Below are 23,201 nucleotides of genomic sequence, written 5' to 3' on the forward strand. Positions count from 1 at the left end.
AATTGGGGATTCGCTTTCAGGTTTTCGCTTTCGCGTTTCCCTTTCGGCGTGGCCCGACTTTATCAGAGATTCTGAAGCCGGATTCCCGCCCCGATCAGGGTTCCCATGCGACACGCGACCGTGTCGGGTTCCCGTTCAGGCGGGGACCTAAACCTACTGGAGCGGGGCGCCTCGATGCAAATCGAGGCGCCCCGCTCCGGAGGTACGTCGTGGGGTCAGACCTCGACGACCACGGGAAGGATCATCGGACGCCTGCGGTAGGTGTCCGAGACCCACTTGCCGACCGAACGGCGGATCAGCTGCTGGAGCTGGTGCGGCTCGACGACACCGTCCTGGGCGGACCGGTTCAGCGCTTCCTCGATCTTGGAGACGACGGGACCGAACGCCGAGTCCTCGATGCCGGAACCGCGGGCCTGGATGTGCGGGCCGCTGGTGATCTTGCCGCTGCTGGAGTCCACCACCACGTACACCGAGATGATGCCCTCGTCGCCGAGGATGCGGCGGTCCTTGAGGGAGGACTCGGTGACGTCGCCGACCGAGAGGCCGTCGACGTACACGTATCCCGCCTGCACCTTGCCGACGATGCGCGCGGTGCCGTCGACCAGGTCGACGACCACGCCGTCCTCGGCGATGACGATGTGGTTCTTCGGGACGCCCGTGAGGGCTCCGAGCTCCGCGTTCGCCCGCAGGTGGCGCCATTCGCCGTGGACCGGCATCAGGTTCTTCGGCTTGCAGATGTTGTAGAAGTACAGCAGCTCGCCGGCCGAGGCGTGGCCCGAGACGTGCACCTTGGCGTTGCCCTTGTGGACGACGTTGGCGCCCCAGCGGGTCAGGCCGTTGATGACGCGGTAGACCGCGTTCTCGTTGCCCGGGATGAGCGACGACGCCAGGATCACGGTGTCGCCCGGGACGATCCGGATCTGGTGGTCGCGGTTGGCCATGCGGGACAGCGCGGCCATCGGCTCGCCCTGCGAGCCCGTGCAGACGAGTACGACCTCGTCGTCCGGCAGGTCGTCGAGCGTCTTCACGTCGACGACGAGGCCGGCCGGGACCTTCAGGTAGCCGAGGTCGCGGGCGATGCCCATGTTGCGGACCATCGAGCGGCCGACGAAGGCGACCCTGCGGCCGTACTCGTGGGCGGCGTCCAGGATCTGCTGGATGCGGTGCACGTGGCTGGCGAAGCTGGCCACGATGATCCGCTTGTCCGCGTTGGCGAAGACGTTGCGCAGGACGTTGGAGATGTCCCGCTCCGGCGGCACGAAGCCGGGGACCTCGGCGTTGGTCGAGTCCGAGAGGAGGAGGTCGATGCCCTCTTCGCTCAGACGCGCGAACGCGTGCAGGTCGGTGAGGCGCCCGTCCAGCGGGAGCTGGTCCATCTTGAAGTCGCCGGTGGCGACGGCCAGGCCCGCGGGGGTGCGGATGGCCACCGCGAGGGCGTCCGGGATGGAGTGGTTGACCGCGATGAACTCGCAGTCGAAGGGGCCCAGGCGCTCGCGGTCGCCCTCGACGACCTCCAGCGTGTACGGGCGGATGCGGTGCTCCTGGAGCTTGGCCTCGATCAGCGCGAGGGTCAGCTTGGAGCCGATCAGCGGGATGTCCGGCTTCTCGCGGAGCAGGAACGGCACGCCGCCGATGTGGTCCTCGTGGCCGTGCGTCAGGACGATGCCCTCGATGTCGTCGAGGCGGTCCCTGATCGAGCTGAAGTCCGGCAGGATCAGGTCGATGCCGGGCTGCTCCTCCTCGGGGAAGAGGACGCCGCAGTCGACGATGAGCAGGCGGCCGTCGAACTCGAAGACGGTCATGTTCCGGCCGATTTCGCCGAGACCGCCGAGCGGTGTGACGCGCAGGCCGTTCTTGGGAAGCTTCGGCGGGGTGCCGAGTTCGGGATGCGGATGACTCAAAAGACTCTCCTCACCACACGCGCCACGTACCTGTAGGGCACGTGGCGCGTATGTCATTCGTGCACTTGCTGTTGTGTATGGGGTTTCGCGCGTTTTGCGGCGCGTATTCAGTTGTGAAGTCTGTGGTTAGAGCTGTACCCCACCGGCGGCCAGATCGAGCGCCAGCTGGCTGGATTCTTCCGGTGTGAGCTCGACCATGGGAAGGCGGAGCGGTCCGGCGGGCAGGCCCTGGAGGGCCAGCGCCGCCTTGGTGGTGATGACTCCCTGGGTACGGAACATGCCCGTGTAGACGGGGAGCAGCTGCTGGTGGATCTCAGTCGCCTTGCGTACGTCGCCCGCGAGGTGGGCGTCCAGGAGGGCGCGCAGCTCGGGGGTGACGAGGTGGCCGACCACGGAGACGAAGCCGCAGGCGCCGACCGAGAGCAGGGGCAGGTTGAGCATGTCGTCACCGGAGTACCAGGCGAGGCCGGAGCGGGCGATGGCCCAGCTTGCCCGGCCGAGGTCGCCCTTGGCGTCCTTGTTGGCGACGATCCGGGGGTGCTCGGCGAGCCGTACCAGGGTCTCGGTGTCGATCGGGACGCCGCTGCGGCCGGGGATGTCGTACAGCATCACGGGGAGCTCGGTGGCGTCGGCGATGGCCGAGAAGTGCCGGAACAGGCCCTCTTGTGGGGGCTTGTTGTAGTACGGCGTGACGGCGAGCAGGCCGTGTGCGCCGGAGCGTTCGGCCGTTCGGGCGAGTTCGAGGGTGTGGCGGGTGTCGTTGGTGCCGATCCCGGCCACGACGTGGGCCCGGTCTCCGACGGCCTCCAGTACGGCTCGTACGAGCTGGTCTTTCTCCGCGTCGCTGGTGGTCGGGGACTCGCCGGTGGTGCCGTTGACGATGAGTCCGTCGTTGCCTGCGTCGACCAGATGGGCCGCCAGTCGCTGGGCGCCGTCGAGGTCGAGTGCGCCGTCCGCCGTGAAGGGCGTGATCATGGCGGTGAGGACCCGCCCGAAGGGGGTCTGCGGAGTGGAGATCGGAGCCATGGGTAACACGCTACTCGCTGCTCAGCGCCGGGTCCCCCCTCGGGGGCAGGTGGTAAAGGGAGCCCGGCACTGCCTGCTCGGGGGTTCAAGCAGTGCCGGGTCCGTTTGATCAGCCTAGATGAACTTCACGAAACGCCGCAATACGGACACTTTGCGCGGCGTATCCGCACATCTGTGCCGGTATGGGTCCTGGCGTCGTCCGGCAGGACGGCAGCCCCTCCGGTTCGCGCCGGGCGCGCGGGTCGAGGATCGGCCGCCGGCGGTCCGCGCGGGGTGCGCCGTCCGGACGCCGTCCACTGGACCGGGTCGGCGCGGGCGATGCCGCCCCTGACGGGCCGTCATCACATTCTTCGGCCAATTCGGGGAATTCGGGCACCAATCGACAGTGTCGTGCGTCTGTACCAGTAAGCAGCAGACAGTTCGACAGCCCCTCGAGTCCCCAAGGAGATGTGCCCCCATGTTCCGCCGGCGTGAGCCCGTTCCGTTCGCATTCGTCGCCGAGGCCGACCGCTACCGCAGCAACGTCGAGCCCCCGCCTCGCCAGCGTGCGAGCGCGGGTCAGCTCCTCGGCAGGACGCTGGTCGGGCTCACCGTGATAGCCGGGCTCACTGGCGCGCTGCTGTTCGGAATGCCCGCCATGCAGAGCCCGCAGGACCCCGGGCACAGTCAGCAGTCCGAGGCCTCCCAGGGCCGTTGACCGCCGCTGACCGGCGCGGACGCGCCGACGCGCGCCCGGACCCCCGGAGGTGGCCGCACGGTGGCCTCCTCGGTAGCCTCACCCCGCACAGCCCAATCGAGCGTGCTTGTGAGTGAGGATCAGTCGTGCCCCTGCCCTTTCTGACGGCCGACCGCGCGGTCGACGCACCCGGTGAGTACTCCGACGACGTCGCCCTGCCCTTCGACGACCGCGACCGTTGGCGGCGGCCTTACCGGCCCGGTCCCTGGCGGGTCGGTGCGGCGGCGCTGCTGCTGCTCCTCGCCTCGTTCGTGCTGCTCGCCGCGGTGGTCATCGTGGCCGCCGGAGCGCCCGCGGCCGCGATCGTGGTCCTGGGCGTGGCCGTCCTGGTGATCGCCTCCGCGCTGCGGCTGCTGCGGGTCGGGGTGTGGGTCAGCCGGGCCGGGCTGCGCCGGGTCGCCTTCTTCACCACCACCACCGTGGCCTGGCCCCGGATCCGCGGCGTTCGCACGGTGCAGCAGCCGGTGCGCTGGCTGGGCCTGCCGCGCACCGTCCAGGGGCAGGCGCTGCTCGCCGAGCGGCAGGACGGCGAGACGCTCCCGCCGCTGCTCACCGACCACAACGCGGACTTCCTGGGCCGCGCCGAGGCGTTCGACCGGGCGGCCGATCTGCTGGAGGCGTGGGGCGACGAGTACCGCGCCGGCTGAGCGGGCGGTCCTCGCGCTCTAGGCCCGGGCCGGCTTCCTGTCGTGCAGGGCGATCGCCCGCTGCATCGCCTTGCGGGCCCGGGGGGTGTCGCGGGCGTCCTGGTAGGCGACGGCGAGACGGAACCAGCAGCGCCAGTCGTCCGGCGCGTCCTCCGTCTCCTCCTTGCGCCGGGCGAAGACGGCGTCGGCCGAGTCACGGTCGACGCGGCCGCCCGGGCTGCGGACCAACTCGTCGACGGGCAGGCCGCCTTCGGCCTCCAGCTCCGTCGCGAGCCTGTTGGCCCGGGCCACGAACCGCGTGTTGGCCCACAGGAACCAGATGCCGATGACGGGCAGGATCAGGACCGCCACGCCCAGGGTGACGGTGATCCAGGTGCCCTCTTCGAGGAGCCACACGCCGCGGCTGCCGGCCAGGACGAAGTAGAAGACCAGGACGGCGGCCGTGACGAGATAGGTGATTTTTGCGCGCATGAGGCCGACGGTGCCGCTCAGTTGAGGTCGAGGAAGTGTTCCAGGCCGAAGGTGAGGCCCGGAGTGGTCACCACGCGGCGGGCGCCGAGCAGGATGCCCGGCATGAAGCTGCTGTGGTGGAGGGAGTCGTGGCGCACGGTGAGGGTCTCGCCCTCGGCGCCGAGCAGTACTTCCTGGTGGGCCAGGAGGCCGCGCAGCCGCACCGCGTGCACGGGAACGCCGTCCACGTCGGCGCCGCGGGCGCCGTCGAGCGCCGTGGTGGTGGCGTCCGGCGCGGGGCCGACCCCCGCCTCGGCGCGGGCGGCCGCGATGAGCTGGGCGGTGCGCGTGGCGGTGCCGGAGGGGGCGTCCACCTTGTTGGGGTGGTGCAACTCGACGACCTCGACGGATTCGAAGTACGGGGCGGCGAGCTGGGCGAACTTCATCGTCAGGACGGCGCCGATGGAGAAGTTCGGGGCGATGAGCACCCCGGTCGCCGGCGAGGCGGCGAGCCAGGTGCCGAGCTGCGCGAGGCGGTCCTCGGTCCAGCCCGTGGTGCCGACGACGGCGTGGATTCCGTGGCGTACACAGAACTCCAGGTTGTCCATCACCGAGGCGGGGGTGGTCAGTTCGACCGCGACCTGGGCGCCGCTCTCGGCGAGCGTCTCCAGCGTGTCGCCGCGGCCGAGGGCCGCGACCAGCTCCATGTCCTCGGCGGCCTCCACGGCTCGTACCGCCTCGGAGCCGATCCGGCCCTTGGCTCCGAGGACCGCCACGCGCAGCTTGCTCATTCGCTTGATTCCTTAGGGGTTACGAGACCGCTTCGTGGAGGCGGTCGGCCTGCTTGTCCTTCAGCGGGCCGATGACGGACAGCGAGGGACGCTGCCCCAGGACATCACGTGCCACCTCGCGGACGTCGTCCGGGGTGACCTCGGCCATCCGGGCCAGCATGTCGTCGACCGACATCTGATCGCCCCAGCACAGCTCGCTCTTGCCGATGCGGTTCATCAGCGCGCCGGTGTCCTCCAGGCCGAGCACGGTGGAGCCGGAGAGCTGGCCGATCGCGCGCCCGATCTCGTCGTCCGTCAGGCCCTCGTTCGCGACGCGGTCCAGTTCGTCGCGGCAGATCTTCAGGACGTCGTGGACCTGGCTGGGGCGACAGCCCGCGTACACGCCGAACAGGCCGCAGTCGGCGAAGCCCGAGGTGTAGGAGTAGACGCTGTAGGCCAGGCCGCGCTTCTCGCGGACCTCCTGGAACAGGCGCGAGGACATGCCGCCGCCCAGGGCCGTGTTGAGGACCCCGAGCGCCCAGCGGCGCTCGTCGGTGCGGGCCAGGCCCGGCATGCCGAGGACCACATGGGCCTGCTCCGTGCGGCGGTTGAGGATTTCCATCCGGCCCGCGGCCTTGAGGGTGCGGGCGCCGCTGCGCGGGGCGAGGGGGACGGCGTCCGTGCGGGACAGCGCGCCGGCCTTCTCGAAGGCCTTGCGGACCTGGCGTACGACGGTGGCGTGGTCGACGTTTCCGGCGGCCGCGACGACCAGGTGGCGGGGATCGTAGTGCTTCTTGTAGAAGCGCGAGATCTGCGCCTGGGTGAGCGCGTTGATGGTGTCGACGGTGCCGAGGACCGGGCGGCCGAGGGGGGTGTCGCCGAGCATGGTGTGCGCGAACAGGTCGTGCACGCAGTCGCCCGGGTCGTCCTCGGTCATCGCGATCTCTTCGAGGATGACGCCGCGTTCGGCGTCGATGTCCTCGGCGAGGATCAGCGAGTCGGTCAGCATGTCGCACACGACGTCGATGGCCAGCGGCAGATCGGTGTCGAGCACCCGCGCGTAGTAGCAGGTGTACTCCTTCGCCGTGAAGGCGTTCATCTCTCCGCCGACCGCGTCGAGCGCGGAGGAGATGTCGAGGGCGCTGCGCTTGTGGGTGCCCTTGAAGAGGAGGTGTTCCAGGTAGTGGGTGGCTCCGTTGAGCGTCGGTGTCTCGTCGCGCGAACCCACCTGGACCCAGATGCCGAAGGTCGCGGACCGTACGGAGGGAAGGGTTTCGGTGACGACCCTGAGGCCGCCGGGGAGGGTCGTGCGGCGCACGGTGCCGATGCCGCCCTGGCCCTTCAGAAGCGTTTGGGTACGGGCGACGGCCCGCCCCTTCGAAGAGGGGCGGGCCGTCGTCGCGGAACTACGGGACGTCACTTTGCAGCTTCGTCCTTCTCAGCCTCATCGGCCGTCTCGCCCTCGATCACGGGGACCAGGGAGAGCTTGCCACGGGAGTCGATCTCGGCGATCTCGACCTGGACCTTGGAGCCCACACCGAGCACGTCCTCGACGTTCTCGACGCGCTTGCCGCCGGCGAGCTTGCGGATCTGCGAGATGTGCAGCAGACCGTCCTTGCCCGGCATCAGGGACACGAACGCACCGAAGGTGGTGGTCTTGACGACCGTACCCAGGTAGCGCTCGCCGACCTCCGGCATGGTCGGGTTGGCGATGGAGTTGATCGTGGCGCGGGCGGCCTCGGCCTGCGAGCCGACCTGGGCACCGATGTAGATGGTGCCGTCGTCCTCGATCGTGATCTCGGCGCCGGTGTCCTCCTGGATCTGGTTGATCATCTTGCCCTTGGGGCCGATGACCTCGCCGATCTTGTCCACGGGGATCTTGACGGTGATGATCCGCGGGGCGTTGGGGGACATCTCGTCCGGCGTGTCGATCGCTTCCATCATCACGTCGAGGATGTGGAGGCGGGCGTCGCGGGCCTGCTTGAGGGCCGCGGCCAGGACGGAGGCCGGGATGCCGTCGAGCTTGGTGTCGAGCTGGAGCGCGGTGACGAACTCCTTCGTACCGGCGACCTTGAAGTCCATGTCGCCGAACGCGTCCTCGGCACCGAGGATGTCGGTGAGGGCGACGTAGTGCGTCTTGCCGTCGATCTCCTGCGAGATCAGGCCCATGGCGATACCGGCGACGGGGGCCTTGAGCGGCACACCGGCGTTCAGGAGCGACATGGTGGAGGCGCAGACCGAGCCCATGGACGTCGAGCCGTTGGAGCCGAGGGCCTCGGACACCTGACGGATCGCGTAGGGGAACTCCTCGCGCGTCGGGAGCACCGGCACGATGGCGCGCTCGGCGAGCGCTCCGTGGCCGATCTCGCGGCGCTTGGGCGAGCCCACGCGGCCGGTCTCGCCGACCGAGTACGGCGGGAAGTTGTAGTTGTGCATGTAGCGCTTGCGGGTCACCGGGGAGAGGGTGTCCAGCTGCTGCTCCATGCGGAGCATGTTGAGGGTGGTGACGCCCAGGATCTGGGTCTCGCCACGCTCGAACAGCGCCGAGCCGTGCACGCGCGGGATGGCCTCGACCTCGGCGGCCAGCGTACGGATGTCCGTGATGCCACGGCCGTCGATGCGGACCTTGTCCGTGATGACGCGCTCGCGGACCAGCTTCTTGGTCAGCGCGCGGTACGCGGCGGAGATCTCCTTCTCGCGGCCCTCGAACTGCGGGAGCAGCTTGTCGGCGGCGATCTCCTTGACGCGGTCCAGCTCGGCCTCGCGGTCCTGCTTGCCCGCGATGGTCAGCGCCTGGGCGAGCTCGCCCTTGACCGCGGCGGTGAGCGCCTCCAGGACGTCGTCCTGGTAGTCGAGGAAGACCGGGAACTCACCGGTCGGCTTCGCGGCCTTGGCGGCGAGGTCGGCCTGGGCCTTGCAGAGGACCTTGATGAAGGGCTTCGCGGCGTCCAGACCGGCGGCGACGACCTCCTCGGTGGGCGCCTCGGCGCCGCCCTTGATGAGCTGGATCGTCTTCTCGGTGGCCTCGGCCTCGACCATCATGATCGCGACGTCGCCGTCCTCGAGGGCGCGACCGGCGACGACCATGTCGAAGACGGCGTCCTCGAGCTCGGTGTGCGTCGGGAACGCGACCCACTGGCCGTTGATCAGCGCGACGCGGACGCCGCCGATCGGGCCGGAGAAGGGCAGGCCGGCCAGCTGGGTGGACGCGGACGCGGCGTTGATCGCGACGACGTCGTACAGGTGGTCGGGGTTGAGCGCCATGATCGTGGCGACGACCTGGATCTCGTTGCGCAGGCCCTTCTTGAAGGACGGGCGCAGCGGGCGGTCGATCAGGCGGCAGGTGAGGATCGCGTCCTCGGAGGGGCGGCCCTCGCGGCGGAAGAACGAGCCGGGGATCTTGCCGGCCGCGTACTGCCGCTCCTCGACGTCCACCGTGAGGGGGAAGAAGTCGAGCTGGTCCTTGGGCTTCTTGGAGGCGGTCGTGGCCGACAGCACCATGGTGTCGTCGTCCAGGTACGCCACGGCGGAGCCGGCGGCCTGCTTGGCCAGGCGGCCCGTCTCGAAGCGGATGGTGCGGGTGCCGAAGGAGCCGTTGTCGATGACGGCCTCGGCGTAGTGGGTCTCGTTCTCCACTAGTGTTTTCTCCATTTGCTTGGCTGCATTGTCGTCTTTTCGCCTCCGGGCCCGTGTGGCACGGGAGGCGGTGGGCGACGGCGGAGAAGCGCTCCTGAGGGCGGGCCGGTCTTCGATCGAAGCACCCGGTCTTCCATGTTTCCGGGGGCCACTACCGAGGACCGGCGGCGGAGGAGGGCTTCTGCTCGCTCGTCACGGGTGAAGCGTCTTCGGTGAAGCGTGTTCTGTTGTCCGTACCCAGACTACTGAGCGTTCAGTACGTCTCGCACGTACAGCAAAGGGAGCGGCCCCCTCAAAGGTGGGAACCGCTCCCTCGACTGCATACTCAGCGGGCGCCGCCGGCCGCACCGCGGCGGATGCCCAGGCGGTCGACCAGCGCACGGAAGCGCTGGATGTCCTTCTTCGCCAGGTACTGGAGAAGGCGACGGCGCTGGCCGACGAGGATCAGCAGGCCACGACGGGAGTGGTGGTCGTGCTTGTGCGTCTTGAGGTGCTCCGTCAGGTCGGAGATACGGCGGGAAAGCATGGCGACCTGGACCTCGGGGGAGCCGGTGTCGCCTTCCTTCTGGCCGAACTCGGACATGATCTGCTTCTTCGTAGCGGCGTCGAGCGGCACGCTTACTCCTCAGTAGTGTTCGATGCGCCCACGAGTGCCCCAGGTCTTGATCTCTGGGGGGCTTCCATGACTCGGAGGCGAAGGTCCGATGAGCGCAGCTTCCAGATGCTCCGGAAACGCGTAGACAAACGGCCGTCACACAGCGTACCAGCACCCCGGGTGGCGGCCGACCGGGGGCCGTTCCGGGCCCGGGGCGCTCAGCTCGTCAGGGCGCGGGCCCGGGCGTAGACGTCGAAGACGGCCAGGGTCAGCGGCAGCAGCGTGAGCAGGACGAATCCCTCGGCGATCTCCAGGAAGCGGCCCCAGAACGGGGTCACGCCCCGGCGGGGCACGATCAGCGCGATCGCGGTGACCAGGGCCGCCGCCGCGGCGATCGCGGCGACCAGCCACAGCGTACGGACGTCCAGGGCGGCGGTGTCGCCCTGGAGCGCGTCGGCCATCAGGTCGTGCGGCGCGTGGACGCACAGGCCGAGGCCGAGCAGGACGAGCGCGCCGAGACCGGCGGCGAGGGTGGCGGCGACCTGGGCGGTGTAGCGGAAGAGGTGGGCGCGCATCAGGAGCGCGACGCCGGTTGCCAGGGCGAGCAGGCGGCCCCAGGTGTTGTCGCTGAAGCCGAGCACGGCGCAGCCCCCGACGGCGAGCAGGGCGCAGCCGCCGACCAGGCCGACGAGCAGTTCGTGGCCGCGCCGGGCCTGGGCGGCGATGCGCTCGGCGTCCACGGGCCGGACGTCGGCGTCGTCGCCGAGGTCGCCGCGCTGGGCGCTGTGCGGGGCGGCGAAGCCGATGGGCAGCCGGGCGAAGCGCATGGACAGGCCGGGCAGGAAGGCGAGCGCGCCGACGGCGAGCTGGGTGCAGATCGCGGCGGCCCCGGTCGGCGCCATGCCGGTCAGGATCGCGGCGAACACCACGAGCGCGCCGGCCGCGGAGGCGAGGACGCAGGCCACGAAGGGCCCGTCGCCGCGGGGCGAGAGCAGGGTGAGCACCAGGGCGGCGATGAGGACGGCGGCGCAGGCCAGCAGCGCCTGGAGCCGGCCGATGCCGTGATGGGTGGCCAGCGGCAGCAGTCCGGAGCCGGCCACCGCGATGTTGGGCAGCGCGCCGAGGCCGAGGGCGACGGCGGAGGGCTGGTCGTCGTAGATCCGGGCGCGTACGGCCGCGAGGGTGAGCAGGAGCACCCCGGCAACGGCGGCGAGGATGCCGGGCAGGCCGTGCATGTCGTGCCGCGGGTCGCCGCTCCAGGCCGCGAAGGCGAGCAGCGCGGGCAGGATGCCGCCGGCGACGAGGCCCGCGGCGCGGGTGAGGCCGGCGTTCCACAGGGTGCGGTCCTGCGTGACGGCGGAGGCGACGGCCTCGGACACGTCGTCGAAGACGGCGGGCGGCAGCGACTCGGAGAACGGGCGCAGGGTGAGCAGTTCGCCGTCGAGGATCGACTGGGCGGCGAACGAGCGGGCGCTGTCGAGGACGGTGCCGTCGCGGCGCACCAGGGAGTAGCCGACGGGGGCGCCCTCGGCGGGGCTCTGCTGGGCGAGCCGCAGGATCTCGGGGTAGATGTCGGCGACCGGGATGTCGTCGGGCAGCGCCACGTCGACGCGGCCGTCCGGGGCGACGATGGTCACCCGGCAGAATCCGAGGCCCGCCCCGGCTCCCTGGGCCGGCCGGTTCGGCTCGGCCGCCGTCGTCGTCGCGGTGGTGGTCGTGCTCACCCTCGGCTCCCCCTCAACTCTTCTGCGGCGGCGGGCGCGCGGCGCCCCGCGGCCCGGCCCCCCGGTCGTTCGGCTCCCGCGGATGGTTGCGCGGGTGCTGGTGCGAACAGAGCGCACCCTATCGCCGGCCGGTGGGATCGGATGTCAGTAGGATCCCAGCGCGGTCGGCGTTCGCCGGACACGGGGCGGCGGGCTTGAACTTCCCCGACCGTCAACAGAATTGGTGCGTTGTGAGCCACATCATCGTCAAGCGTCCGCCGAGGGCCCTGCCGTCCGAGGTGCCCACGGAGGAGGTCGTCCTCCAGCCTCCGCCGGAGCTGCCGCGCGGCCAGCAGGAGGGTGCGCTGATGCAACTCCTGCCGATGCTGGGCATGGGCGGCTCGGTGGTGTTCTTCTTCATGCCGAACTCCCAGCCGTTCATGAAGATCATGGGCATGGTGATGGTCGCCTCGACGGTGGCCATGTCGGTGGCGATGATCGTCCGCTATCGCAGGGGTTCCCAGGGGCAGTTGGCGGACCTGCGCCGCGACTATCTGCGCCATCTCGGCCAGACCCGGCGCGCGGCCGCGCGGGTCGCGCGCAAGCAGCGTGACGCGCAGTACTACCTGCACCCCTCCCCCGAGCAGCTCTGGGCGCTGGTCGCCGAGGGCAGCCGGGTGTGGGAACGCCGGTCGGGCGACGAGGACTTCGGCCAGGTGCGCGTCGGGCTCGGACCGCAGGCGCTGGCCACCCCGCTGGTGCCGCCGCAGACCGCGCCGGTCGACCAGTTGGAGCCGTTGACGGCGGGGGCCATGCAGCGGTTTCTGGCCACCCACCAGACGGTGGAGGACCTCCCGATGGCGGTCTCGCTGCGTGCCTTCTACCACATGACCCTCAGCGGCGAGGCGCAGACGGTGCGCGCCTGCGCCCGCGCCCTGACCGCCTCGCTCGCCTGTCTGCACTCCCCCGAGGACCTGGTGATCGCGGTCGCCTGTTCGCCCTCGGCGGCGGCGCACTGGGAGTGGACCAAGTGGCTGCCGCACACCCAGGCGCCGGGCCTCTTCGACGGCGCGGGCAGCCGGCGTCTGTTCAGCCGCAGCGCCGCCGAGCTGGAGGAGCTGCTCGCCGCCCGCCTCGCCGGCCGCCCCCGCTTCCACCCGGAGGGCGCGCCGCTGCCGGAGGAGCCGCACATCGTCGTGGTGCTCGACGGGGTGTCGCCTCCCCCGATGTCGGTGCTGGCCTCGGCGGAGGGCCTCCAGGGCGTCACCGTCGTCGAGGTCGTACCGGGCGAACTCACGGGCGCGCGCGGCGACTTGGCGGTGCAGGTGCATCCGCGCACGCTGCGCCTGGAGTCCGGCCACGGCCTCGTGTACGAGGGCACGCCCGACCTGCTGTCCTACGAGTCGGCCGACGCGCTGGCCCGCCAGCTCGCCCCGCTGCGCATGGCCTCGGGCGGCGACGACGACGAACCGCTGCTCGCCAACCTGGAGTTCACCGACCTCCTCGGCCTGGGCGACGCGGACTCGGTGGACACCGCCCGCACCTGGCGGCCGCGTTCCGCCTCCGAGCGGCTGCGGGTGCCGATCGGGGTGGGCGAGGACGGCCGGCCCGTGATGCTCGACCTGAAGGAGGCCGCGCAGGACGGCATGGGCCCGCACGGCCTGTGCGTCGGCGCGACCGGTTCGGGCAAGTCGGAGCTCCTTCGCACCCTGGTGCTCGGCCTCGCGGTGACCCATTCCTCGGAGACCCTGAACTTCGTCCTCGCCGACTTCAAGGGCGGCGCGACCTTCGCCGGCATGGCCCAGATGCCGCATGTCGCGGCCGTCATCACCAACCTCGCCGACGACCTCACCCTCGTCGACCGCATGGGCGACTCCATCCGGGGCGAGCTCAACCGCCGCCAGGAGATGCTGCGCGACGCGGGCAACTACGCCAACATCCACGACTACGAGCGGGCCCGGCTCGCCGGCGCCCCGCTCCAGCCGGTGCCCTCGCTCGTCCTGGTCATCGACGAGTTCAGCGAACTGCTCACCGCCAAGCCGGACTTCATTGAGATGTTCGTGCAGATCGGCCGCATCGGGCGCTCGCTCGGCGTGCATCTGCTGCTCGCGTCCCAGCGCCTGGAGGAAGGGCGGCTGCGGGGTCTGGAGACGTATCTCTCCTACCGGATCGGGCTGCGTACCTTCTCCGCCGCCGAGTCGCGCGCCGCGCTCGGCGTCCCCGACGCCTACCACCTGCCGAGCGTCCCGGGTTCGGGGTATCTGAAGTTCGGCACCGACGAGATGACCCGCTTCAAGGCGGCGTACGTCTCCGGTGTCCACCGCACCGCCGAGCGCTCCGCCGCGCTCGGCGGTGCGGTGCCCGTGGACCGGCGGCCGGTGCTGTTCACCGCCGCCGAGGTGCCGGTGACGTACGCCCCGACGGTGCCGGGGCCGCGCCCGGCGAGCACGCCGCGCACCGACGAGGCGCTCGCGGACACGGTGCTCGACGTCATCGTGCGCCGTCTCGAAGCGCGCGGGCCTGCCGCCCACCAGGTGTGGCTGCCGCCGCTCGACAGCCCGCCGGCGCTCGACACGCTGCTGCCCGGCCTGACCCCGGTGCCGGGGCGCGGGCTCACCCAGCCCGGGTACGAGGGCCCCGGCCGGCTGGTCGTGCCGCTCGGACTCGTCGACAAGCCGTACGAGCAGCGCCGCGACCCGCTGTGGTGCGACTTCTCGGGGGCGGCCGGCCATCTTCAGATCCTGGGCGGCCCGCAGTCCGGCAAGTCGACGCTGGTGCGCACCCTGCTCGCGTCGTTCGCCCTGACCCACACGCCGCAGGAGGTCCAGTTCTACGGGCTCGACTTCGGCGGCGGCGGCCTGTCCGCGATGGCCGGTCTGCCGCACGTCGGTGGCGTGGCCTCGCGCCTGGACCCCGAGCGGGTGCGGCGTACGGTCGCCGAGGTGTATGGCGTGCTGACCCGCCGCGAGGAGTACTTCCGTTCGGCGGGCATCGCCTCGATGGCGGACTTCCGGGCCCGGCGGGCGCGCGGCACCGTCTCGGTGGCCGACCAGCCGTGGGGCGACGTGTTCCTGGTCATCGACGGCTGGGGCAACTTCCGTACCGATTACGAGGGTCTGGAGCAGGTCGTCCTGGACATCGCGGCGCGCGGGCTCGGCTACGGCATCCACCTGGTGCTGACCGCCTCGCGCTCCATGGAGGTGCGGGCCAACCTCAAGGACCATCTGATGAACCGCCTGGAGCTGCGGCTCGGCGACACCATGGACTCCGAGTTCGACCGCAAGGTGGCCGCCAACGTCCCCGTGGGCGTGCCCGGTCGGGGCCAGTCCCCGCAGAAGGCGCACTTCATGGCGGCCGTGCCGCGCATCGACGGCCTCCAGTCCGACAGCGGCCTCGCCGAGGCGACCGCCGCCCTGACCACCGAGGTCGCCCGGCACTGGACGGCGCCGGGCGCGCCCGCGGTGCGCCTGCTGCCGCGCGAACTCCCGGCGGGCGACCTCCCGCCCGGTCACGCCGCGCCGGAGCGGGGCATCGCCTTCGCGCTCGACGAGAACAACCTGGAGCCGGTGTTCGTCGACTTCGAGCAGGACCCGTTCTTCCTGATCTTCGGCGAGGGCGAGTCCGGCAAGTCGAACCTGCTGCGCCTCCTGATCACCCAGCTCACGCGGCGGTACGAGGGCGACGCGTGCAAGCTGTTCGTGGTGGACAACCGGCGCGCCCTGCTCGATGTGACCCCGGCCTCGCACCTGGCCGAGTACATCCCCATGTCGAACGCCATGGACCACCACATGGACGCCCTGGCCGATCTGATGCGGCGCCGGGCGCCCAGCGCGGACGTGACCGCGCGGCAGTTGCGCGACCGCAGCTGGTGGCGCGGCCCCACGGTGTACGTCGTGGTGGACGACTACGACCTGGTGTCGACGTCCAGCGGCAACCCGCTCGCCAAGCTGACCGAGCTGCTGCCGTTCGCCCGGGACGTCGGCGTCCGCTTCATCATCGCCCGCTCCACGGCGGGCGCGGGCCGCGCCGCGTACGAGCCGTTCATCCAGCGCGTGAAGGAGCTGGGCGCGCAGGGCGTGGTCCTGGCCGGCGACCCGGCCGAGGGTGACATCCTCGCCGGGGTCCGCCCCCGCCCGATGCCGGTCGGCAGGGGCGTGTTCGTCTCCCGCAAGCGGGGGAAGCCGCTGGTCCAGACGGGGTTGATGCCGCAGGAGTGATTCCCCGGGAGCCACCGGTGCGGGCCCGCGCCGCCAAGTAGGGTGAGCGGACCACGGGTTGGTGGTCCATCTCCCGCTCGAACAGGTCCGGGTCGGCACGTCTGGAAGGAATCGCTCCGTCATGGCTGAGGAACAGGACAGGGAACTCCAGGAGCGCAAGGAGCGCGAGAAGAACGAGCTGTACGCGCTCGACATCTCGGGGGTCGAGTGGCACAGCGCGCCGGGCACCGCCGAGGACGAGGAGCGCGTGGAGATCGCCTACCTGCCGGCCGGCGCCGTCGCCATGCGCTCCTCCGTGGACCCCACCACCGTGCTGCGCTACACCGAGGCCGAGTGGCAGGCGTTCGTACTGGGCGCGCGGGACGGCGAGTTCGACCTGGAGCCGTCGGTACGCAACGGGGGCATCGAGCCGGGCCCGGCTCCGCAGTAGCGGGGCCGCCGCGAGTCCGCGGGCCCTGGGTGAGTCAGGGGTGCGGCTCGGCGGCGCGGCCCGCATGGGATCCGCCGCCGCTGTCCCGCCCGGCACGACGGGGTGGGCACCTCCCGCACGTGCCCACCCCGTCCGTCACACCCCGGCGTTCTACTGGAAGTAGCCGGCCGCCTTGTGGTCCCCGGCGCGGTAGGTCGGCCCCGCCTCGGCGACGGCCTGGGCGATCTGCATCAGCGAGGTGTGGACGCTGGAGGCGGTGTTGTTCCAGTCCCGCTGCTTCGTCGCGTACGCCTCGTGGGCCTGGCCCTCCCAGTTCTGGGCGGCCCGCGCCACGAGGGCGCGGATCTCGTCGAGGTCCTGGTTGAGCTTGTCGGCCTGCTTGCGGATGTCAGCGGCGGCCAGTTCGAGGCTGCCGTACTTGACTCCGAGGACATCGCCGTTGCTGCTGGGCATGGCTTCCCCAATCTCTGTGGTGAACAAGCTGGTTGCGGAGGTGGCGCGGCGGCCGCGGTGGTCGCGGCCGGGGCGCACGGGGGAACGGCTCCGGTTACGTGGGTGCGTACCGGTACGCACCGGCCGCGTCCCCCTTTTAGTGCTGGTACGCGCTAGTACGTGCTGAGGTTCGAGGTGATCGCGCTCGTGGCGCCCGCGTCGTGGCTGTAGCCGTCCACGACGTCGATGCCCATGAGGGCCTTGCGGACCTCTTCCTCGGTGTCGCCCTTGAGCGTGCGGGTCGCCTTCATCGCCTCCAGGAAGTCCAGGAGCAGCCGCCCCATGTGGACCATCTGGTTGTTGATGCTGTTCTGCTTGCGGTCGAAAGCGTGGGCACCGATGCCCTCCCAGGCGCCTTCGAGGCTGTTGATCACGTTCTGCAGGTGATTGAGCTGGCCCTTCACCGATTCGAACCGCTCGAGGATCTTCCCCTCGAGCGCGATCATGTCGCTGTCCGATACCCGCTGTCCCTGAGACATGTCAGGCCTTCCCTTCGTGGTGGTGATGGTGGTGCTGGTGCTGGTCGGGATGGTGGTGCCGTTTCCGGCGGGCGCCGGGCCGGCTAGGCGCGGCGCCGGGCTCTGAGGGCGCCGAAGACGCCGCCCCCGGTCACGAGGCCCCCGGCGACGACCCCGCCGCCGAGCCACGGCGCCCTGCCCCCTCCGCCCGCCCCCGTGCTCCGCCGGGCGGCCTCACCCTCGGGGCGGCGATGCCCGTGCCGTTCTCCCTCGCGAGGGGGTCGGTGCCCCTTTCCGCCCCGAGCGCGGCGATCCCCGTCGCCTCGATCTGATGACTGAGCGACTGCGACAGCGACGTCAGCCGTTCGTGTACCCGGTGGTACTGGGTGAACAGGCCGTCGGCCTCCGGGAACGCGGCGGCGCCCGCGCTGAAGGACGTGCGGGAGATCCACCGGGTCGTGAGGTGGGTGTGGCCGCCGTGGGAGCCGTCGAACTCGGTGTGCAGCGCCTCGACCCGCTTCTTGAAGGTCTTCAGCGCCTCCGGGCCCTTCTTCAGGTCATCGCTCACGACCGCCGCCTCCGCCCCTGGAGGCGCGAAGCCTCATGACACCCTCCCGTGACCCCGTCCCGGTGCGCCCCCGGTGTCCCGGTGTGCGAATCGTTCGCATACCGCCCCATTGACACCGCTTGTCGCACCGCGGTCACTCTAGCCAAACCCCTTCACAGGCCCAACAGACTTCCCGGACAAGCGAGTTGTCCCGGCCACCCCACCCGAAGCCTAGGAAGGGCCATCGGGCACCGCCTGAGTACGGCTACTCACTTCGGCTCGCCCCGGGGCGGCGGGCCGGCCGGCGGCCGAGTCCACCGCCGCCCGGACGGCCCGCGTTCACCCCGCCCCCGCAGGCCTCCGGCGTCTGCGCCGTGCGTCCCTGATCGCGACCGCCGCCCCGCTCAGGACCGCCGCCACCACCGCCACGCCGGTGGCCACATACGTGGCCAGGCGCCGGGTGCGCTGTTCTTCGGTCTCGCCGAGGTGGAGGGCCGCGGGGGTCGGGGCCCGTGCCGGGGTGACGCCCTCGTGGGCGACCGGGGCCTGGAGGGGATGGTCGTCCTCGGTGAGGGCGCGGACCGGGTCGACCACGCCCCACCCCACCAGGCGGTCGTGGCCGGCCACCGAGCGTTCCGCGGTCTGCTGGATCTGGGCGACGATCTCGCGCCGGGTCCAGGCGGGGTGCTTGGCCTTGATGAGCGCGGCCACCCCCGCGACATAGGGGGCCGAGAAGCTCGTGCCGCTGTCGGCGCAGTGGCCGCCGCCCGGCACGGTGGAGACCATGTCGACTCCGGGCGCGGCCACGCCCACGAACGCGCCGGACTGCGAGAACGCCGCCCGCTCGTTGTTGCGGTCGGACGCGGCGACCGCGAGGACGCCCGGGTAGGACGCGGGGTAGGTCGGTTTGACGTTGCCGCCGAGGCCGTCGTTGCCCGCCGAGGCGACCACCACGATCTCCTTCGCGAGCGCCGCGTCGACCGCCTCCTTCAACGCGGGCGCCGGTTGCACCGCGTTGGCCGTGTCCTGGGAGATGTTGATGATCTGGGCGCCGGCGCCGATCGCGTAACGGATGGCCTCGGCGAGCGTCAGGGCGGTGCCGTGGCCCTCGGCGTCGTTCTGCTCGATGGGGATGATCGTCGCGTCGGGCGCGAGGCCCACGAATCCGGTCCCCGCGGCGGGGCGGGCCGCGATGATGCCGGCGACCTTGGTGCCGTGTCCGACGGTGTCGGTCGTGCCGTTCTCGGCGCCGCGCGCCAGGGGCTGGTCGTTGGCGTCCTTGAGGTCCCTGGGCAGCACGTTCTTGCCCTTGGCCGCGTCGACCGCGCCCGTCAACTGGGCGTTCCTGGTGTCGACTCCGGTGTCGATCACGGCGACCCGTACGCCCTTCCCGGTCGAGCGGCGCCACAGCTCGTCCAGGAGGACGCGCTGAAGCGCCCAGGGGCGTCCGGGGTACGGCCTGGCGGGGAAGGTGCACTGGTCGCCGCCCCCGTCGTCGGCGGGGGCGGCGGCCGCCGGGGCCGTGAGGAGCGTGAGGCTCGTCGCGGCCGACAGGGCAAGGGACTTGAGGGCGTACGCCATGGTCGTACCGCCCCTCAGGAGCCCTGGGGCTGGCGGGCCGCCCCGGTCGACAGGCGGGGTCCGGTGGGCAGGAAGGTGGACCAGGTCATCGGGATCGGGGCCGGCTCGGTCTTGGCGTAGCCGAGCCGCGTCTGGGCCTGCTGGGCCTCCTGGTCGAGCTGCTTGCGCTGCTCGGCGGTCAGCCCCGCGCCCGAGTCCCCGGCGGCGCTGTCGCTGTTGGACTGCATGGCGTAGCGCAGGCCCGTGTCGGTGACCAGGAAGACGCCTCCGGCCGTGGTCTGGGAGCCCTGGATCTGGCGGAAGAGCTGGCCGGATCCGGGTGTCACATACGCGCTGCTGGAACCGGTGGGCAGCGGCGCGGGGAAGTCGGTGCCGGCCCAGGTGCTCAGGGTGGTGGCGCCGGTGCCCTTGTCGACGTCCCGCAGCACGTTGCAGACCGTGGTGCGGCCGCCGCCGACGGTGCCCGCGGCGTTGACGGCCACCGGCAGTTCGCGCGGCCAGTCGCGCCCGGCCGGGAACTCGGCCGTCTCGGGCGTGAAGGGGGAGGCGTTGGTCTCCATCGCGCGGCCGGTCGTCAGAAGGCCGCCCAGCTGGCGGCTGTTGAGGAGCAGCTTCGCGGTGAAGTCGGAGACCGGCGAGACCTTGCCGCGCTGGACGAGGTAGTACTGGGCGCCGGCGCCGTTGGGCGCCCGCAGGACCATGCCGATCCGGTTCGCCTCACGGGGCAGGGTGCCGGGAACCCCCGCGGGGGCGCCGACCGCTCCCTCGACGGAGGGGAACGCGACCGGGTCGCCCGAACGGAGGGTGTCCAGCCACTCCTTGGACACCCTCTCGGGTTCACGGCCCGCGCCGACCAGGGCGCGCAGCAGGAGTTCGTCGGAGCCGACCGGGTACTTGGTGCCCCGCGCGTCGACGACGTAGCGGGTCCTGTCCTCGGCGCCCACCACGTACATCAGCTCGCCGCCGGTCAGCCGCTCGGCGCCGTCCGTGCGGCTCCTGTCGCGGTCGGCGAGGACGAACGCGGCCTTCTGGATGGCGCGGCCCCCGTCACCGGGGCGCTCGCAGACCGCCCAGCGCTTGGCGGCCCCGGCCTCCTCTGGAGAGGGCAGCCGGTCGGGGGCGTACGGGATGCCGAGCGTGGCGCCATGGGGCAGTGAGCCCTTGTCCAGGACGGACTCGTCCACGTTGACGACCTGGCCCTTGTTCGGGTCGAGCAGGAGTTTCGCGGACGCCATGTTGAGGACGGGGTGCAGCTCCTTGGTGCCGTCGGTGGTCAGGACGACATAGCGGGTGGTGGACTTGCTGGCGATGATCACCTTCTCGCCGGGGGTGTCCCAGCCGGGCGGCGCGGCGGGCTTGAACATCCCCCACGCCCCGAACGCGGCGAGCAGCACCACCGCCATGACGGCGCCCGGCAGCACGGCCCGCAGCGGACGCGGGGCCCCCTCTTCCGAGCCCGTCGGCGAGGGCTGGATGAACGACGCGAGCGTGCGACGCTTCGCGAAGGTGTACGCGTTGAGCTCGTCCCGCCGTGATGCCATGAGTGTCCGCGTTCTCCGTTGTCCCCGAGCGGCTCCTGGGGAGCCCGTCCCGCGCCCGTCGTTGTCAGACCGGCCCCCTACTATGCCTGTTACGTGATCGTACGTCCGGGGCGGGTAGGGTGACCGGGTCCTCAAGGGCCCTACTGGCCAGGGGTTTTCGAGGGGCCGGGGGGTTCGGGGATGGTTTCGCCGACAGGGACGCGCTCACGCTTCCGCGCGGGCTCACGCCCTTCGAACAGCGTGGATCCGCGGTCGGGTACGCCCGCGCGGCCGGCCCCGGCGCGGCGGGGAACACCCTCGCCGGGCGCCGTGGGTGCGGTGACACCGCGCCTCAAGTCGCGCTCCGGACGCCTGGGTTCGTTTCGTATGCAACAACTCCTGCTGATCGAGTGCGCCGCCGCCCTGCTGCTCGCCGCAGGGGTCGTGGACATGATGGCGCTCGTGCCCGCCGGGATCGTCGCGACGGCCCTCGTACTGCTCGCGCTGGTACGCCACCGAGGGCGCTCGTTGCCCGAACGGCTGGGCACCGCCTGGGCGTTGCGGGTCCGGCGGCGGCGCGCGACAGCCGCCGTCGTGGCGCCCGGCACACTGCCGGGCCTGGCTCCGGCCGTGGAATGCGACCCCGCGCTGCGCACCTACAGCCACGGGGACCGCGACCGGCGGCCGATCGGGATGATCGGCGACGGCGGCTTCCTCACCGTCGTCCTCCAGGTGGAGTCGGAGGCGACGGCGCTGCGTGCGGAGCGCGGCCGGCGCCCACTTCCGATACGGCTGGTGCGCGACGCGCTCGAAGTCGACGACATCCGCCTCGAATCCGCGCAGATCGTGCTGCACACCCAGCCCGCGCCCGCCCTTCGGCTGCCCCAGCAGTCGCTGGCCGTCACCAACTACGCGCCGCTGCACGCCCGGACCTCCACTCCGGCGGTCCGTATCACCTGGGTCGCGCTGAAGCTCGACCCGTTGCTGTGCCCGGAGGCGGTGGCCGCGCGCGGTGGTGGTCTCGAAGGCGCCCAGAAGTGCGTGGCGCGGGCCGCGCTCCACCTCGCGAGCCGGCTCACCGGGGCGGGCCTGCGCGCCACGGTGCTGACCGAGGAGGAGCTGGCGGAGGCCGTGGCGACCTCGGCCTGCGCCAATCCGCTGGTCACCGCGCAGGCGGGCCGGGCCGAGGCGCCCCAGCGGCGCACCGAGGAGTCGAGCCGTTCCTGGCGCTGCGACAACCGCCGGCACACCACGTACTGGGTGCGCCGCTGGCCCAGGGTCGACGCGGACTCCACGGCCGGCGGGCTGCCGCACCTCGTGGCCCTGCTCACCGCGGTTCCCGCGCTCGCCACCACCTTCAGCCTCACCCTCACCCCGGCCGGCACCGGCGAGAGCGGGCTCAGCGGGCATCTGCGGGTGACCGGCCGCGGCGAGGCCGAACTGGACGCGGCGCGGCGGGAGTTGGAGCGTTCGGCGCGCGAGGCGAAGGCCGGTCTTGTACGGCTGGACCACGAGCAACTGCCCGGCATGCTGGCCACCCTGCCGTTCGGAGGTGCCCGCTGATGGCGACGACGACTCCCGCGCCGGCCCCGCGTCGCGACCCGCGCACCGGGTTCGGCCTCATCGGCCCCCGCCACCGCCGCCACACCCTGCCCACCGAGCAGCTGGACACCCTGGCGCTGCCCATCGGTGACGACGGGGTGGTCGTCGGGGTGGACACCGAGGGGCGGCCCGCGGTGCTCGGGGTGAGCAGACCGACCGCGTACGACATCGTGCTGATCGGCGGACTCTGGACCGCGCAGGTGCTCGCGCTGCGGGCGGCCGCGACCGGTGTGCGGGTCGCGGTGGAGACCGGCCGGCCGGGAGCCTGGGCGCAGTTGGTGCACGCGATCGCCAGCCAGAGCGGCATGACCGTGCACGACGTGGGCCGGGTGCCCCCGCTCGGCGCCTCGGCCGGGGAGCCGGTGCTCGTGGTGCGCGACTGCGGGATGCGTCCGCCACGCGGGCGGGTGGTGTCGGCGCCCTGGCGGGCGGTGCTCACGCTGCTGCCCTATGTCAGCCCGGTCGCGCCCCGGCTCGTCCGGCAGGCGCGGCTCGTCGGCGTGCAGCGGGTCTCCCCGGACGAGGCCGGGCAGCTGGGCCGCATCCTGAATCTGCCGCGGGCCGAACAGGAAACACTCTCGACGCTCGCCGACGGAGTGACCCTGTGGTGCAACGAGCGGGACCGCTCCTTCGCGATGACGCAGGCGACCGACACCGAGACCGGATTGTTGGGGAACGCCCGACGGGTCGACTGAACCACGGGACAGCGGAGCGAGTTGACCCCTTGCGACCGGTTTGCCCCCTGAGTTCCGCCCCCGGGCGGTCACTTCGACGCCCTTCGTGAGGCGAGGGTGACGAAAGGGACAGGGGCTCGGGGCGGCCGGGCCTGCCGCGCCGGTATTGCCGACGATTAGGGTGGGACGGACCGGGGGCAGGGACTCCACGGCGAG

19 protein-coding genes are annotated in these 23,201 nt (G+C 71.7%); 6 read left to right on the forward strand and 13 right to left on the reverse strand.

From position 1 onward, the window contains the following. Positions 1 to 215: 215 nt before the first annotated feature. Both N4G70_RS31060 and dapA read right to left on the reverse strand, forming a co-directional pair. The gene (locus tag N4G70_RS31060) at positions 216 to 1,901 is read right to left on the reverse strand and encodes a ribonuclease J (RefSeq protein ID WP_261716102.1); all 1,686 of its coding nucleotides are present in this window, start codon (positions 1,899 to 1,901) and stop codon (positions 216 to 218) included. A 126-nt stretch (positions 1,902 to 2,027) separates the two neighbouring features. Next, positions 2,028 to 2,927: a 4-hydroxy-tetrahydrodipicolinate synthase gene (gene dapA, locus N4G70_RS31065; RefSeq protein WP_261716103.1), complete on the reverse strand. Its 900-nt coding sequence runs from the start codon at positions 2,925 to 2,927 to the stop codon at positions 2,028 to 2,030. Positions 2,928 to 3,384: 457 nt separating this feature from the next. Here dapA and N4G70_RS31070 point away from each other — a divergent pair, with 457 nt between their 5' ends. Beyond that, on the forward strand, positions 3,385 to 3,624 hold the full coding sequence (locus tag N4G70_RS31070) for a hypothetical protein (RefSeq protein ID WP_261716104.1): 240 nt from the start codon (positions 3,385 to 3,387) through the stop codon (positions 3,622 to 3,624). A 125-nt stretch (positions 3,625 to 3,749) separates the two neighbouring features. After that, positions 3,750 to 4,310, forward strand: coding sequence for a hypothetical protein (locus N4G70_RS31075; protein ID WP_261716105.1), 561 nt, complete (start codon positions 3,750 to 3,752; stop codon positions 4,308 to 4,310). An 18-nt stretch (positions 4,311 to 4,328) separates the two neighbouring features. On the opposite strand, the gene N4G70_RS31080 is transcribed toward N4G70_RS31075, so the two are convergent. From N4G70_RS31080 to eccD, 6 genes are all read right to left on the reverse strand, one after another. Then, positions 4,329 to 4,781: a hypothetical protein gene (locus N4G70_RS31080; protein ID WP_261716106.1), complete on the reverse strand. Its 453-nt coding sequence runs from the start codon at positions 4,779 to 4,781 to the stop codon at positions 4,329 to 4,331. Positions 4,782 to 4,798: 17 nt separating this feature from the next. After that, positions 4,799 to 5,551 (reverse strand): 4-hydroxy-tetrahydrodipicolinate reductase, encoded by a 753-nt coding sequence (gene dapB, locus N4G70_RS31085; protein ID WP_261716107.1) that lies wholly within the window; start codon positions 5,549 to 5,551, stop codon positions 4,799 to 4,801. Positions 5,552 to 5,570: 19 nt separating this feature from the next. Beyond that, entirely contained in the window at positions 5,571 to 6,950 is a 1,380-nt protein-coding gene (locus N4G70_RS31090) for a pitrilysin family protein (protein WP_261716108.1), read from the reverse strand. After that, positions 6,947 to 9,166: a polyribonucleotide nucleotidyltransferase gene (locus N4G70_RS31095; protein ID WP_261716109.1), complete on the reverse strand. Its 2,220-nt coding sequence runs from the start codon at positions 9,164 to 9,166 to the stop codon at positions 6,947 to 6,949. The genes N4G70_RS31090 and N4G70_RS31095 overlap by 4 nt, the downstream gene beginning before the upstream one ends. Before the next feature lie 325 nt (positions 9,167 to 9,491). Then, positions 9,492 to 9,782 carry a 30S ribosomal protein S15 gene (gene rpsO, locus N4G70_RS31100; RefSeq protein WP_120721052.1) on the reverse strand — a complete coding sequence of 97 codons (291 nt, stop codon included), beginning with the start codon at positions 9,780 to 9,782 and terminating at the stop codon, positions 9,492 to 9,494. A 197-nt stretch (positions 9,783 to 9,979) separates the two neighbouring features. Beyond that, positions 9,980 to 11,485 carry a type VII secretion integral membrane protein EccD gene (eccD, locus tag N4G70_RS31105; protein ID WP_261716110.1) on the reverse strand — a complete coding sequence of 502 codons (1,506 nt, stop codon included), beginning with the start codon at positions 11,483 to 11,485 and terminating at the stop codon, positions 9,980 to 9,982. 230 nt (positions 11,486 to 11,715) lie between these two features. Between eccD and eccCa the strand changes: the two genes are divergently transcribed. Then, positions 11,716 to 15,681 carry a type VII secretion protein EccCa gene (gene eccCa / locus N4G70_RS31110; RefSeq protein WP_261716111.1) on the forward strand — a complete coding sequence of 1,322 codons (3,966 nt, stop codon included), beginning with the start codon at positions 11,716 to 11,718 and terminating at the stop codon, positions 15,679 to 15,681. A 121-nt stretch (positions 15,682 to 15,802) separates the two neighbouring features. Continuing rightward, positions 15,803 to 16,111 (forward strand): DUF397 domain-containing protein, encoded by a 309-nt coding sequence (locus N4G70_RS31115; RefSeq protein ID WP_261716112.1) that lies wholly within the window; start codon positions 15,803 to 15,805, stop codon positions 16,109 to 16,111. Between the two features lie 150 nt (positions 16,112 to 16,261). Here N4G70_RS31115 and N4G70_RS31120 read toward each other — a convergent pair whose 3' ends face one another. The 5 genes from N4G70_RS31120 to eccB form a co-directional block, all read right to left on the reverse strand. Then, positions 16,262 to 16,564, reverse strand: a complete 303-nt coding sequence (locus tag N4G70_RS31120) for a WXG100 family type VII secretion target (RefSeq protein WP_261716113.1) — start codon at positions 16,562 to 16,564, stop codon at positions 16,262 to 16,264. Between the two features lie 152 nt (positions 16,565 to 16,716). After that, entirely contained in the window at positions 16,717 to 17,082 is a 366-nt protein-coding gene (locus tag N4G70_RS31125; protein WP_261716114.1) for a WXG100 family type VII secretion target, read from the reverse strand. Between the two features lie 130 nt (positions 17,083 to 17,212). After that, positions 17,213 to 17,629: a hypothetical protein gene (locus N4G70_RS31130; RefSeq protein ID WP_261716115.1), complete on the reverse strand. Its 417-nt coding sequence runs from the start codon at positions 17,627 to 17,629 to the stop codon at positions 17,213 to 17,215. A gap of 318 nt (positions 17,630 to 17,947) precedes the next feature. Beyond that, entirely contained in the window at positions 17,948 to 19,189 is a 1,242-nt protein-coding gene (mycP, locus tag N4G70_RS31135; protein ID WP_261716116.1) for a type VII secretion-associated serine protease mycosin, read from the reverse strand. 14 nt (positions 19,190 to 19,203) lie between these two features. Beyond that, positions 19,204 to 20,730: a type VII secretion protein EccB gene (eccB, locus tag N4G70_RS31140; protein ID WP_261716117.1), complete on the reverse strand. Its 1,527-nt coding sequence runs from the start codon at positions 20,728 to 20,730 to the stop codon at positions 19,204 to 19,206. Between the two features lie 180 nt (positions 20,731 to 20,910). Between eccB and eccE the strand changes: the two genes are divergently transcribed. Then, complete coding sequence (eccE, locus tag N4G70_RS31145; RefSeq protein ID WP_261716118.1) at positions 20,911 to 22,272, forward strand: type VII secretion protein EccE; 1,362 nt, start codon at positions 20,911 to 20,913, stop codon at positions 22,270 to 22,272. Continuing rightward, complete coding sequence (locus N4G70_RS31150; protein WP_261716119.1) at positions 22,272 to 23,006, forward strand: hypothetical protein; 735 nt, start codon at positions 22,272 to 22,274, stop codon at positions 23,004 to 23,006. The genes eccE and N4G70_RS31150 overlap by 1 nt, the downstream gene beginning before the upstream one ends. The last annotated feature ends 195 nt before the right edge of the window (positions 23,007 to 23,201 follow it).

The sequence above is a fragment of the Streptomyces sp. ASQP_92 genome (assembly GCF_025399895.1).
In the GTDB taxonomy this organism is placed as follows: domain Bacteria; phylum Actinomycetota; class Actinomycetes; order Streptomycetales; family Streptomycetaceae; genus Streptomyces.